The following is a 13,621-nucleotide window of genomic DNA, read 5'->3' on the forward strand; positions in this document are numbered from 1 at the left end:
TGGCGGCATGCCGCTTCCGGTCGGAACCATGTGCGTACTCGGTGAATCCGGGTTACCCATGGGTACCCAAAGCCTCCGAGCCGTCATACCCTGCGGCTCATGACGGACTCGCAGGCCCCGGTAAAGCCCGGCACCGACGCCCCCACCGGTACGAACCCCCTGGCACCCGCGCCCACAGGCGCCCGCACCGCCGCCGACGTGGTCACCCCCGAGCTGATAGCGCAGCTCACCAAGGGTGTCGTCGGCTCCGGTCGCACCGCCAACCACACCCCGTTCACCGGCGAGAAGCTGGCAGACCTGCCCGAGTCGACCCCCGAGGACGTGGAGAAGGCGTACGAGCGGGCCCGCATCGCCCAGGCCGTGTGGGAGCAGACCCCGGTACGGCAGCGGGCGGCCGTGCTGCTGCGTTTCCACGACCTGGTGCTGGCACGCCAGGCCGAGGTTCTCGACCTCATCCAGCTGGAGACCGGCAAGGCCCGTCTGCACGCCCACGAGGAGGTCCAGGCCGTCGCCGTGGCCGCCCGTCACTACGGCCGCATGGCCCCCCGGTACCTGAAGCCGAAGCGGCACGCGGGCGCGATGCCCACCCTCACCAAGGTCACCGAACTGCGCCACCCGCGCGGGGTGGTCGGCCAGATCGCCCCCTGGAACTACCCGCTGGAACTGTCGGTCGGCGACGCGATCCCCGCGTTCGTCGCGGGCAACGCGGTCGTGATGAAGCCGGACACGGAGACCTGCCTGACGGCCCTGTGGGCCCGGGACCTGCTCATCGAGGCCGGTCTGCCCGCCGACGTCTTCCAGGTCGTCCTCGGTGAGGGCCCGGTCGTCGGCCCCGAGGTCGTCAAGCACGCCGACTACGTCTCCTTCACCGGCTCCACCCGCACCGGCCGCGAGGTCGCGCAGGGCGCCGCCGCGCGCCTGGTCGGCGTGTCCCTCGAACTCGGCGGCAAGAACGCCATGTTGGTCCTGGACGACGCCGACATCGAGAAGGCGGCGGCGGGCGCGGTCCGGGCCTGCTTCTCCTCCGCCGGGCAACTCTGCATCTCCATCGAGCGGTTGTACGTCCACGAGTCGATCGCGGACGCGTTCGTCGAGCGCTTCGCGGCCCGCACGAAGGCGATGCGGCTCGGCAAGTCCCTCGCGTACGGCGCCGACATGGGCTCACTCGTCGGCGAACGCCAGCTGGCGACGGTGACGAAGCACGTCGACGAGGCGGTCGCGAAGGGCGCGAAGGTCATCGCGGGCGGCACGGCCCGCCCGGACATCGGCCCGTACTTCTACGAGCCGACCATCCTCGACGGCGTCGAGACCCCGATGGCCGTCTGCTCGGAGGAGACCTTCGGCCCGGTCGTCTCCATCTACCGCTTCACCACGGACGACGAGGCGGTGACCCTCGCCAACTCCACGCCGTACGGCCTGAATTCCTCGGTCTGGACGAAGAACGGCGCCCGTGGCCGCGCCGTCGCCGCCCGGGTGCGCTGCGGCACGGTCAACGTCAACGAGGGCTACGCGTCCGCGTACGGCAGCGTCCAGTCGCCCATGGGCGGCATGAAGGACTCGGGCCTCGGCCGCCGCCACGGCTCCGAGGGCATCCTCAAGTACACCGAGGCCCAGACGGTCGCCCAGCAGCGCCTGCTGCCGATGGCCCCGGCCCTCGGGATGGACGACGAGAAGTACGCGGAGTTCATGAGCAGGAGCCTGAAGGTCATGAAGGCCCTGAGGCTGCGCTGACCGACGTTTTCTGTTCTCAACGAGGAGAGCACGTGCCGTACGACCACGACGACGACCAGAACTACGACTACGACGTCATCGTCGTGGGCTCCGGCTTCGGCGGCTCCGTCACCGCCCTGCGGCTGACCGAGAAGGGTTACCGGGTCGGTGTACTGGAGGCGGGCCGCCGCTTCACCCGCGAGACGCTCCCCAAGAACTCCTGGGACCTGAAGAACTACCTCTGGGCTCCCAGGCTCGGTCTGTTCGGGATCCAGCGCATCCATCTGCTGGGCAACGTGATGGTGTTGGCGGGCGCGGGTGTCGGCGGTGGTTCGCTGAACTACGCCAACACCCTCTACGTACCGCCGAAGCCGTTCTTCGACGACCCGCAGTGGCGTGACATCACGGACTGGCAGGAGGAACTCGGGCCGTACTACGACCAGGCCCGGCGCATGCTCGGCGTACGGCTCAACCCGACGATGACCCCGTCCGACGTCCATCTGAAGGCGGCGGCCGAGCGGATGGGCGTCGGGGACACCTTCCACATGGCGCCGGTCGGCGTCTTCTTCGGAGACGGTGCGGACGGAGAGGGAGGGGAGAAGGCGGTGAAGGCGGCGCCGGGGGAGCAGGCTCCCGACCCCTACTTCGGGGGCGCCGGGCCCGCTCGCAAGGCGTGCACCGAGTGCGGTGAGTGCATGACCGGGTGCCGGCACGGCGCGAAGAACACCCTAAACGAGAACTACCTCTACCTCGCCGAGAAGGCGGGCGCGGTCGTCCACCCCCTGACGACGGTCGTGTCGGTCACGGACGACTCACGCGGCGGCTACGCGGTCACCACGCTCCCGACGGACGCGAAGCGGAAGGGCGCGGGCCGCACCCTCACGGCCCGCCGTGTCGTCCTCGCGGCCGGTACGTACGGCACCCAGACCCTGCTGCACCGGATGAAGGCGGGTGGCCAACTCCCTTACCTCTCGAACCGGTTGGGCGAGCTGACCCGTACCAACTCGGAGGCGCTGGTCGGCGCCCAGACCGACGACCGCCGCTACCGCAAGGTGACCGGGGACGCGAAGGTCGACTTCACGCGTGGAGTCGCCATCACGTCCTCGATCCACCCCGACGCGAACACTCACATCGAACCCGTCCGGTACGGCAAGGGTTCGAACTCGATGGGCGGTCTGTCGATCCTCCAGGTCCCGTACGCGGAAGGGTCGTCGAGGGCCCTGGGCTGGCTGGTGAACGCCGCCCGCCACCCCCTGCTGGTCCTGCGCTCGATCTCCAACCGGCACTGGTCGGAGCGGACCATCATCGGCCTGGTGATGCAGTCCCTGGACAACTCCCTGACCACCTACCTGAAGCCCAAGGGCGCGGGCAAGGGCCTCCTCACCGCCCGTCAGGGTCATGGCTCCCCCAACCCCAAGCAGATCAGGGCGGCGACGGAGGGCGCCTCGGCGATCGCCGCCGAGATCAACGGCTTCGCCGGCAGCAACGTGGGCGAACTGATGGGCATGCCGCTGACCGCCCACTTCCTCGGCGGCTGTCCGATCGGCGACTCACGGGAGACGGGCGTGATCGACCCGTACCACCGCCTGTACGGCCATCCCGGGATCTCGGTGGTCGACGGCGCCGCGGTCTCCGCGAACCTGGGCGTCAACCCGTCCCTCACGATCACCGCCCAGGCGGAACGCGCGGTGTCGTACTGGCCGAACAACGGCGAGGCGGACCCGCGTCCGGCCCAGGGGGCGGCGTACGAGCGTCTGAAGCCGGTCGAGCCGAAGTCACCGGCGGTCCCGGCGGAGGCGTTCGGCGCGCTGCGGCTGCCGTTCCTCGGGATACCGACGGTGCCGAAGAAGTAGTGAAGAGACGGCAGGAACAATAAAGAGAAGGACCCGCGCCCCCCTCCGAGCGCAGGTCCTTCTCTTGTCCTTGCGGGAGGCTTACGCCTCCGTGCCCGCCTTCCGGCGACGCATCGCGAACACCGCACCCGCACCGGCGACGACGGCGACACCGCCGACCAGGCCGATCATCGGCAGGGCGGAACTGGAGCCGGTGTCGGCGAGGTTGCCGGTCGGCAGGTCGGAGACGTTGCCCTGGGGCTTGTGGACCGGGTCCTTGGAGCCGTTGTCGCTCGGCGTGGCCGTACCCGGGTCGGGGTTCGTGGAGCCGGACTTCAGGACCTCGAAGTCGTACTGGGCCCAGCCCTCGGCGATGCAGTCCTGGCCGTCGACGTTGTCGATGTAGGCGCCGGAGCCGAAGGAGTAGGCGTCGCCCGCGGGGGCCTGCTTGTCGATGCTGACGCGCAGGTCGACGGACTCGTCGGCCCCGGCCTTCAGCTTGTCGACGTAGAAGAAGTAGTCGCCGGCCCAGTCGTCGTCGCCGATCCGGTCCCACTTGCCGGTCTCGGGGTTCTTGAACTCCAGGTCGACGTACGGGCTGAGGAACTTCGCCTCGTCGAACTCGTAGTTCTCGACCTCGGCGTAGAAGGCGACACCCTTGATGTCGGCCTTCGAGTCGTTCGTGACGACCAGCTTGAAGGCGTGGAAGCCGTCACCCGCGACGATCTTGCCGGGCAGGCCCTTGATGTCGGCGGACACCTGGGCGTCGCTGTAGTCCTCGTCGAGGTCCTCGCAGAACGGGACGTCCGGGTCCGTCGGGTTCTCGCTCGGCTCGGCGGAGACCGAGGGGGAGGCGGAGACGGACGGGGAGGCCGAGGCGGAGTCGCTGACGCTCGCGCTCGGCGAGGCGCTGTCGGACGGGACGTCCGACGGCAGACCGGTGCCGGACGGCGCGGAGGCCGACGGGGTCGCCGACGAGCTGTCGCTCGGGGACTGCGAGGGCGTACCGGTGACGGTCGTCTCGCTCGGGGAGGCCGAGGGCGACTCGTCGGCGAACGCGACGGGCGCGGACAGCAGGGCCAGCGGGGTTATGACAGCCGTCGCCGCTGCGGCGACCATGGCACGGCGAAGCTTCATGAAGACCTCAAGACCTCGGAACATCCAGGTACGGGGCACAGGCGTAACCCCTGGTTCTGAACGTGTGACATGCGGCGGCTGTGAATGGTTGCTCTTCGCTCACAGAAAATTTATGTGTGCTGGGTCACATCTGGACTGCTCTCTCGGGTTTTGGGTACGCGACGGAGGTTTTGAGTAGGGGCTGGTTGTGGAGACGCTTTGGGATCACCTAGAAATATCCCTCGTGTCTGATAATCAGTCCGGCGGCAAGCCGTCCGAAGAGCCCGAGCTGTCGCTTCCCGACGACGTGTGGGAGAAGTTCACCCGCGACACCGAGCGGGACATCCGTGCCTCCGCGCAGAAGGAGCCGTCCGCACGGGCTCGGATGGTCACCGAACGGCTGCGTCAGCAGGACGCGAGGGGCGAACAGCCCGTGGGCTGGCGAACCGACCCCGCCCGGCAGAACGCCGCCGACCGCGCGGCCAGGCGCCGACGGTGGTGGGCGGTGATCGGCGTACCCCTGGCGATCGCCGTGGCGGTGGTGGCCATGAAACCGTCACTGCTCCCCGGCGACCCCTTCGGTTTCGCCGGGTCGGACGCAACCGCCGATGCCTCGCCGCTGCCCGAGGAGACGGTCGCGCCGTCCGCGCCGCCGTCGGCGGTGGACCCGGATGTCCCGACGCTCGCCAGGCCGTTCGCCGGATCACCCGCCGAGCGGTACTCGGACGGCGCGGCCGGCATCGTCCTGCCGCAGGCCAAGGCGGTCGGCCCGTTCTCGAAGGCCGAGGTGGAACGGGTGCTGCGGCAGAGCAAGCAGTTCCTGATCGATGCGAACCTCGACCGAGGCACCCTGCGCGGCGGACGTCCCGCGTCCGCGCTCAAGGCGATCGACCCCGCCCAGAGGGATCTGCTCGGTGAGCTGAACGTCTCCCTGCGCAAACCGGACAAGAAGAACGACCCGCTGCTGATGTTCAGCCGGTTCGACCCCGCCGAGGTGCGCCTGACGGGCAACGTGATCAAGACCCGCGGCCGGATGACGTTCGCGGCGGGCAAAAGCCACACCGTTGTCGTGCACACCGACTACACCTTCGTCTACCCGCTGGTGCACGCGGACGCGGGCGCGACCGAGGTGGCCCGCACCATCGTGCGCCGGATCATCGACATCGTGCTCTACGACCCGGCCAAGTACGAGGTCACTTCAGGCAAGATCAGCGTCACCCGCTACGACAGCACGTTCGGCAACTCGGACTGCGACGTGAACGACGGCTATTTCCACCCGCACTTCGACTCGGACACCGCGACGACGGGCGCCAACCCCACCGGTCCCACCGTCGACCCCTACGATCGCAGCGGTGACGGCGCCGCCGAGACAGGCGACGGGAAGTGCGGGATCGTCACGCGTTCCTGAGCCCAGGGAGCCTGTACGGCAATGGGCCCCTTTGCTGTGGGCCCCATGGCAAAGGGCCCCGCGGGGCGGAGCCGCGGGGCCCTTCTCCGTCAGCACCGGCGTCAGGGCAGCGCCGGTGCCTGGGGGAAGCGGCGCCGGGGGGTTGCGCCGCGTTGTTGGTCTGTACCCACCGTCGGCGCCCCGGCGTACAGGGGGCGCACGCCTGGTCTGGACCAATGGCGGTAGGGGATCGCAAGGCAATGCACTTGCCTGCTGAGGGACTTGGGGCTGTTCCTGCATCGTGCTGGAAGGTCTCCGAGTACGCAACCTTTTGACCCGGACTCGTACTCTTTGGCCCTTGTGCTGCAGTCGACTGTGCTGTGCCGGCCGGCTCCGGGCGTCCCCGGGGCCGGCCGTTCTCCGGTGTGACCGGGCTGCTGTCCCCTGCCGTCCGGTCACAACCCTGGAGCCACGCGTGGTTTGTACGGGCCCGCCCCTGGCTGGCACGGACACCGGTACCAACGAAGGCGGCGTACGGCGGTCACGCTCCGGACGGGCGAGGCGGCGCCCGAACTCAGATACGACCCCGGCACAGCTCCAGCAACGTCATCGCGAGGGACGTGCCGGGCCTGCCCAGCGCGTCCCGGTAGTGGCTGAGGACGTCCATCTCACGGGACAGGTTCACGCGCCGCCCGCCGGAGGTGATCCGCGACTCCTGGATCACGGCGGACACGGCCATCCGTTCCTGGACGAGACCGATGATCCGGTCGTCGAGGGCGTCGATGCGTTCCCGTGCGCCGGTGATCACATCGGCGGCCTCAGGGGTACGGGCGCCGGTCACATCGAGAGAGGTCATGAGGGGCTCCTTGTCGGAAGGATCCGAAGATCGGAAGGAGGTGCCCCGGACCGGCAGAACCCGGAAAACGGCAGGCGCCCCGGGCCTTGTCGGCCCGGGGCGCCTGGGAAGTCGCTTGTCAGTTGCTCAAGCAGCACGACCATGGCAGCCGGTGGGCCGGTTGCCATAGGTAAAGACGAAGGTCGGGTGCGTGAGCATGGGGGTCAGTATGCATGGGGGACGGGCGCCTTTCCAAGGCGGGGGGTTAGTTCTTGAGCCTGTCCGGCGATTGAGGACAAGGCCCGTTCCGCGCCGAAGCGGGGGCCTGGGGGCGGCAGCCCTCAGCGACGGCAAGGTGTCCCACGCCCACCCCGGTAGAATCGCCCGTACAGACCCCCGCCCAACCGCCGGAAGGCCCCCGTGTCAGCAGCGACCCCCGCCCCCGACACCGTCCTGGTCGTCGACTTCGGTGCGCAGTACGCCCAGCTCATCGCCCGCCGAGTCCGCGAGGCCCGGGTCTACAGCGAGATCGTGCCGAGCACCATGCCGGTCGAGGAGATGCTCGCCAAGAACCCGGCGGCGATCATCCTCTCCGGCGGCCCCTCGTCGGTCTACGCGGAGGGCGCCCCGCGCCTCGACCGCGCGATCTTCGAAGCCGGCGTCCCCGTCTTCGGCATGTGCTACGGCTTCCAGCTGATGGCGACCACCCTCGGCGGCACGGTCGACAACTCCGGAGCCCGCGAGTACGGCCGTACGCAGCTGGCCGTCACCAAGCCGTCCTCCACCCTCTTCGAGGGCACCCCGGCCGACCAGTCGGTGTGGATGTCCCACGGCGACGCCTGCTCCGCCGCCCCCGAGGGCTTCTCGGTCACGGCGTCCACGGACGTCGTCCCGGTCGCCGCCTTCGAGAACGACGAGAAGAAGCTGTACGGGGTCCAGTACCACCCCGAGGTCATGCACTCCACGCACGGCCAGCAGGTTCTCGAACACTTCCTCTACCGGGGCGCGGGCCTGACCCCGTCCTGGACCACCGGCAACGTCATCGACGAGCAGGTGGCGCTGATCCGCGAGCAGGTCGGCGACAAGCGTGCCGTCTGCGGCCTCTCCGGGGGCGTGGACTCGGCGGTCGCCGCAGCCCTCGTACAGAAGGCCATCGGATCCCAGCTGACCTGCGTGTACGTCGACCACGGGTTGATGCGCAAGGGTGAGACCGAGCAGGTCGAGAAGGACTTCGTCGCCTCGACCGGCGTCACCCTGAAGGTCGTCGACGCCGAGGAGCGCTTCCTGAACGCGCTCGCCGGGGTCTCCGACCCCGAGGAGAAGCGGAAGATCATCGGGCGCGAGTTCATCCGCGTCTTCGAACAGGCGCAGGCGGAGATCATCGCCGACGAGGGTCCCGAGGTCGCCTTCCTGGTGCAGGGCACCCTCTACCCCGATGTGGTCGAGTCCGGTGGCGGTACCGGCACCGCCAACATCAAGTCCCACCACAACGTGGGCGGCCTGCCCGAGGACCTCGAGTTCGAGCTGATCGAGCCGCTGCGCAAGCTCTTCAAGGACGAGGTCCGGATGGTCGGCCAGGAGCTGGGCCTGCCGGACGAGATCGTCCAGCGCCAGCCGTTCCCCGGCCCCGGTCTCGGCATCCGCATCGTCGGCGAGGTCACCAAGGACCGCCTCGACCTCCTCCGCGAGGCCGACGCCATCGCCCGCGAGGAACTGACGGCCGCCGGCCTCGACCGCGACATCTGGCAGTGCCCGGTGGTCCTCCTCGCGGACGTGCGCAGCGTCGGCGTCCAGGGCGACGGCCGTACGTACGGCCACCCGATCGTCCTGCGCCCGGTCTCCTCCGAGGACGCGATGACCGCCGACTGGTCCCGCCTGCCGTACGAGGTCCTGGCGAAGATCTCGACACGCATCACCAACGAGGTCGCCGACGTCAACCGGGTCGTCCTCGACGTGACGAGCAAGCCGCCAGGCACCATCGAGTGGGAGTAGTCCCGCAGGCGGTAGTTCCCCGGGCCGGGCGGCTCACGTCCGCCTGAGGGTGCGCACCGGCTCTCCGGGCTGCCAGACCTGGACGACCAGATACTTCTCGTCCTCGACGTACGTCCGCACGACCTCCGTCAGCTCGGTGCGGAAGAGGTGGAACGGCTCCGGCGGTTCCACCTCTTCGGCGTACGCGGCCTTGACGGCCGGATCCTCGACCTCGTACGCGCGCCCGCTGACGCGTACGTCGCCGCCGGCCATGTCCGTCCCCGGGCCGGGGTTCGCCTGGAGGGCGAAACGGGGGTCGCGGCGCAGGTCCCGTGCCTTGAGCGAGTCCGGCATCATGGCGAGCCACAACTCGCCCCGCAGGAAGCGGACCTCGAGGCCGGAGGTGCGGGGCGACCCGTCCCTGCGGAGGGTGGCGAGGGTGTGGTGGCCGAAGGCCCGGAAGCGTTTTTCGACGGTTCCGGCCAGGTCGGGTTCCGCGGTGGTGAATACTGCCCAGTTCATGGGGCCGAGTCTGACGTGGATACCCGACATCCTGTGACGTGTATTCGCCGGTGTCCGGTCGGTGTCGCGTCGGCGCCTCGGATCCCTGGCCCAGATATCTCTTTCATCTCGTCGCACATCTCTTCGCAAACATCCCTGTTCTCCTGCGCGGACCGACGGTAACTTCCGCTCCGTAAAGGAACCCAGTGCTGGAGGACCTATGCACGGGCCCACTCCGCCCCTGCCGCTGCCCACCGACCAGCTGCAGTTCGCGATGCCCCCGATGTACGAGTCGCTCGACGACGAGCGCAGGCACCGCAAGGAACGGCTGGCCGGGGCGATCAGGCTGTTCGGCCGCTTCGGCTTCGAGGACGGTGTCTCGGGGCACATCACGGCACGCGACCCGGAGTACAGCAACTGCTTCTGGGTGAACCCCTTCGGGATCCCCTTCAAGCAGGTCACGGTGAGCGACCTCGTCATGGCCAACCAGGACGGCCAGGTCATCGAGGGCCGCTACCACATCAACCAGGCGGCCTTCACCGTGCACGCCCAGGTGCACGCCGCCCGCCCGGACGTCGTCGCCGTGGCCCACTGCCACTCGGTGCACGGCCGCGCTCTCTCCGCCCTCGGCGACCTCCTCGACCCGATCACCCAGGAGAGCTGCGCCTTCTACGAGGACCACGCGCTGTACGACACGTACACGGGCGTCGCCGTGGACGCCGACGAGGGCCGCCGGATCGCCTCCGCACTGGGCTCTCGCAAGGCTCTCGTGCTGCGCAACCACGGGCTGCTCACGGTGGGCGACTCGGTGGACGCGGCGGCCTGGTGGTTCGTGTCGATGGAACGGTCGAGTCAGGTCCAGCTGACGGCACGGGCGGCGGGCAGGCCCATCCTGATCGACCACAAGCAGGCGGTCTCGACACGGGAACAGCTCGGCGGTGACCTGGTCGCGTGGATCAACTACCAGCCCCTGTGGCGGGACATCAGCAGAAGTGAGCCGGACCTGCTGGGTTAGCGGCCGGGTCGGAGACTCCGGGTGGGCCCCGATGCCCGTACGGCTCAGAAACCCCGCAGGACGGCCGCCTTGGTGGTCGCGAACTCCTCGTCCGTGAGCATGCCCTCGCGGTGCAGCTCACCCAACTCCCGGAGCCTGCGCAGGAGTACGTCGTGATGGTCGGACCGGGGCGGGAGCGCGAGTCCGGGCCCAAACCCGTCCAGGTGGTCGACCGCTCGGGTGGAGGGATGCGGCAGACGGGCGGTGACGGCGGTCGCGACGAGCGCCGTGAGCAGGTCGCGGCGGGTGCTGCCCCACAGGTCGAGGGCATAGGGGTCCTTCTCGGGCGGCAGCTTGGAGAACACCGTCTCGCGGGTCACGAAGCGCATGAAGCCGTCCTCGTAACCGGAGTTGGGCAGCCAGTCGACCCGCACGAGATCGTGGCTGGAGATGATGCGGGGGCCGGTGGCCCGCTTGACCCGGTCGGAGGTGTCGGCCCAGTCGATACGGACCTGCGTACCGTCGAACGACACCATGCCGTCGCTGGACCGCACCGACACCGGCACGGGCGGGCCCGGAAGCAGATACGCCTTGGCCGGTTCCCTGGGAACCTGGTCGAGGAGCAGGGCGTGCCGGATCTCCTCGGCGAGGTACTCGGCGACTCCGGACCGGTCGATGTCCACGGTCAGCCGGTACGGGTCAGCAGCGTCCGGCAGCCGTCCGCCGGTCGCCTGGAGCAGCGGGTCGGCGCCCTCGCGGAGCCTGAGCCGTAGCCGCCCGCGCCTGCGTTCCGGTTCGTAGACGATGCCCGAGACCGCCTCCAGGGGCACGGCGACCTCGCCGTACGTCTGCCGGAACAGCGGCACGGAACGGTGGAGCCCCGGCGTGATCCTGACCGTGCTGCCGTCGAAGACCCAGGTCCCGTCGCGCTGGATGATCTCGGCCATACGTGAATTCTCGCAGCCGGGTCAACAAGCGGGCCGCGGTTTCACTCGCCTTTTCCCCTGCCGGGGCCGACCTGCCGCACACGACGAGTGTTATGTAGGGCACAATTCGCTCTCGTCGTAGGGGAGTTGCGTGAGCCACGTTTGAGGCTTCCGAAGTCCCGTTCTGCCCCGGTTTGTTCCAGTGGGTGGATGTCCTGGTTCGTGATGTGTCGTGTCGGGTGTGGGGAAGGCGGGCGTCGGGCGTGGCGGTGCAGGAGGCGAGGCAAGGTGTGCTCCCCGGGGAACACGGGGGTGGCTGCGCCTGTGGGGACTGCCCGCACGGGGCGCGTACGGGGCACCGGCGCGCGGTCGCCGAGTTCCTGCTCATGCGGGAGGGGTTCGCGGCCGGGCAGGGGCTGCCGGCCGCGGTGGCCCATTCCTTCTCGGCGTCCCGCCAGTGGGTCTCCGACGAGCTGACCCAGTCCGCGGCCGTCGTCGCCGAGCGCGGCCGGGCCGAGGGTGAGGTGTGGCTCGCGCGGCTGTGGCGCCGTACGGCGTTCACGGTGTGGGCGCTGATCGGCGTCCTGCTGCTCGTGCAGGCGCTCACCGCGATCGGGGCGGGCTGGACCGCCGCCCGGACGGCAGGGCTGGTGGCCGCCGTACTGGTCGGTGGCGTGTTGACCGCCGCGTCCTGGTTCCACCGGGCGCGGGGCGGGGCGCTGGCGCCCCTGATCGGCGAGGACAACCGCCTGTCGACCTCCCGTGTGGTGGCGGCGAGCTGGGTGCTGTTCCTGGCGTACGCCGTGCTCGTCCTGGTGGGCCGGCTCGCGGGGGCCTCCGGCCACGAGGAGCGCGACGCACTGATCGCCGGCCTCGACCTCGCCCGGGGCGCGGGTGTCGTGACCGTCCTCGCGGTGGTGTGCGCCATCGCGGTGCTCGTCCGCAGGGTCGTCGGCCTGCGTGTCCTCGGCCAGCGCCTCCAGAAGGTACGCGCGGACCGCCCCCGCGCGGCCGACCTGCTGACGGACGACGCGGGCCGCGGCACCTTCGCGGACATCCAGTACGTGATGATCGGCACGGTCGCTCTCCTGTTCGCGGTCGTACGGCTGGCCCGGCGCCCGGATCAGCTGCCGGACCTGCCGTGGGGGCTGGCGGTGGTGGTGCTGGTGTCGGCGGCCACCTATGTGGCCGGCAAGTACGCGGAGGGCGGCCGACCGGTGATCCTCTCGGTCGTCCGGTCCCGCGAGGCGGGCGATCTGGACGCCCCGATCCGCACCGGCGACGACATCGAGATCCGCGGCGCCGGCTTCGTGCCCCCGGGCGCGGGCACCGCCGACCGGCTGTCCCGCATGGTCGTCCGCATCGGCCCGGTCCACGTCCACGTCCCCCTGGTCCCGGTACCCGGCGGCTTCAGCAACCCCCGTGACGAGGTACTGACGGTGCCGGTCCCGGCAGACGTGGAGCCCGGCCGGGTGGAGGTACAGGTGGTGACCGCGGCGGGCGTGGAGACGAACCGGTGCGTGATCGACGTGACGGACTGAACGGCCGGAACTGCCAGAACGGACCGGCAGGTGAACGAACCGGACGGGCTGAACGGACCGAACAGGCTGACAAGCCGCCGGACTTGCTGAGCGAACGAACTGGGGGCACGTCCTCGGCCGGGCGGGAGAACGGTCGGTCACCGACGGGAAAAATCCGGTGCCGGGGGTGAGCGAGATCACGTTGTCGTACGTATGGTCTGTTGAGGGGTCAACGTATGGCAGGCGAGAGGCGGCTCAGGGCGATGACTCACAGCACTCGGACGGATACGCACTCCCCTTATCTCGACGGTGACCGGGACTGGCGGGACACCGCGACCCGCTACGCCCTGCTGCCTCTGCGCGTCTTCCTCGGCGTCACCTTCATCTACGCGGGCCTGGACAAACTCACCGACAGCTCCTTCTTCGCCGACTCCGGATCAGGCTCTGTCGGTGACCTGATGCGCAGCGTCCGGGACTCCTCCGCGATCCCGGCCCTGGTGGACCTCGCCCTCAAGAGCCCCGCCGGCTTCGGTTACGCCATCGCCTTCGGCGAGCTGGCCGTCGGTATCGGCACGCTGCTGGGGCTGCTGGCCCGGCTGGCGGCGGTCGGCGGAGCGCTGATCTCGCTCAGCCTCTGGCTGACCGTGAGCTGGGCCTCCACCCCGTACTACTACGGCAACGACCTCCCCTATCTGATGGCCTGGCTTCCCCTGGTCCTCGCCGGCGCGTCCGTCTTCTCCGTCGACGCCGCCCTGCGGTCGCGACGGCGGCAGCGGTCCGGCGGCTATCGGTAGCGCAGCGGTGATCTGAGAGCCGGTGCGCGTGGTCG

The 13,621-nt window shown here is 69.7% G+C and carries 11 protein-coding genes; 7 read left to right on the forward strand and 4 right to left on the reverse strand.

The annotated features are described in order from the left end of the window. Positions 1–99 precede the first annotated feature (99 nt). On the forward strand, positions 100–1,731 hold the full coding sequence (locus STRTUCAR8_RS43125; RefSeq protein WP_006382775.1) for a succinic semialdehyde dehydrogenase: 1,632 nt from the start codon (positions 100–102) through the stop codon (positions 1,729–1,731). A 32-nt stretch (positions 1,732–1,763) separates the two neighbouring features. After that, complete coding sequence (locus STRTUCAR8_RS43130; RefSeq protein ID WP_006382751.1) at positions 1,764–3,563, forward strand: GMC oxidoreductase; 1,800 nt, start codon at positions 1,764–1,766, stop codon at positions 3,561–3,563. An 81-nt stretch (positions 3,564–3,644) separates the two neighbouring features. Here STRTUCAR8_RS43130 and STRTUCAR8_RS43135 read toward each other — a convergent pair whose 3' ends face one another. Next, positions 3,645–4,679 carry an LAETG motif-containing sortase-dependent surface protein gene (locus STRTUCAR8_RS43135; RefSeq protein ID WP_044473884.1) on the reverse strand — a complete coding sequence of 345 codons (1,035 nt, stop codon included), beginning with the start codon at positions 4,677–4,679 and terminating at the stop codon, positions 3,645–3,647. 223 nt (positions 4,680–4,902) lie between these two features. Between STRTUCAR8_RS43135 and STRTUCAR8_RS43140 the strand changes: the two genes are divergently transcribed. Next, a complete protein-coding gene (locus STRTUCAR8_RS43140) occupies positions 4,903–6,066 on the forward strand; it encodes a hypothetical protein (RefSeq protein WP_044473885.1) in 1,164 nt (387 codons plus the stop codon). Positions 6,067–6,619: 553 nt separating this feature from the next. Here STRTUCAR8_RS43140 and STRTUCAR8_RS43145 read toward each other — a convergent pair. Next, on the reverse strand, positions 6,620–6,958 hold the full coding sequence (locus STRTUCAR8_RS43145; RefSeq protein WP_078507493.1) for a chorismate mutase: 339 nt from the start codon (positions 6,956–6,958) through the stop codon (positions 6,620–6,622). Positions 6,959–7,300: 342 nt separating this feature from the next. Here STRTUCAR8_RS43145 and guaA point away from each other — a divergent pair, with 342 nt between their 5' ends. After that, positions 7,301–8,872: a glutamine-hydrolyzing GMP synthase gene (gene guaA / locus STRTUCAR8_RS43150; protein WP_006382763.1), complete on the forward strand. Its 1,572-nt coding sequence runs from the start codon at positions 7,301–7,303 to the stop codon at positions 8,870–8,872. A 33-nt stretch (positions 8,873–8,905) separates the two neighbouring features. Here the strand turns inward: guaA and STRTUCAR8_RS43155 are convergent, their stop codons facing one another. Further along, complete coding sequence (locus tag STRTUCAR8_RS43155; RefSeq protein WP_006382749.1) at positions 8,906–9,373, reverse strand: pyridoxamine 5'-phosphate oxidase family protein; 468 nt, start codon at positions 9,371–9,373, stop codon at positions 8,906–8,908. A 199-nt stretch (positions 9,374–9,572) separates the two neighbouring features. Between STRTUCAR8_RS43155 and STRTUCAR8_RS43160 the strand changes: the two genes are divergently transcribed. Then, a complete protein-coding gene (locus STRTUCAR8_RS43160) occupies positions 9,573–10,367 on the forward strand; it encodes a class II aldolase/adducin family protein (protein WP_006382761.1) in 795 nt (264 codons plus the stop codon). A 44-nt stretch (positions 10,368–10,411) separates the two neighbouring features. On the opposite strand, the gene STRTUCAR8_RS43165 is transcribed toward STRTUCAR8_RS43160, so the two are convergent. After that, a complete protein-coding gene (locus STRTUCAR8_RS43165) occupies positions 10,412–11,293 on the reverse strand; it encodes a DUF4429 domain-containing protein (RefSeq protein WP_006382760.1) in 882 nt (293 codons plus the stop codon). A 242-nt stretch (positions 11,294–11,535) separates the two neighbouring features. Between STRTUCAR8_RS43165 and STRTUCAR8_RS43170 the strand changes: the two genes are divergently transcribed. Together STRTUCAR8_RS43170 and STRTUCAR8_RS43175 are read left to right on the forward strand one after the other, a co-directional pair. After that, positions 11,536–12,813 (forward strand): hypothetical protein, encoded by a 1,278-nt coding sequence (locus STRTUCAR8_RS43170; protein ID WP_044473886.1) that lies wholly within the window; start codon positions 11,536–11,538, stop codon positions 12,811–12,813. 242 nt (positions 12,814–13,055) lie between these two features. Next, the gene (locus STRTUCAR8_RS43175) at positions 13,056–13,586 is read left to right on the forward strand and encodes a DoxX family membrane protein (protein WP_006382779.1); all 531 of its coding nucleotides are present in this window, start codon (positions 13,056–13,058) and stop codon (positions 13,584–13,586) included. Positions 13,587–13,621 lie beyond the last annotated feature (35 nt).

It is taken from the genome of Streptomyces turgidiscabies Car8, assembly GCF_000331005.1.
In the GTDB taxonomy this organism is placed as follows: domain Bacteria; phylum Actinomycetota; class Actinomycetes; order Streptomycetales; family Streptomycetaceae; genus Streptomyces; species Streptomyces turgidiscabies.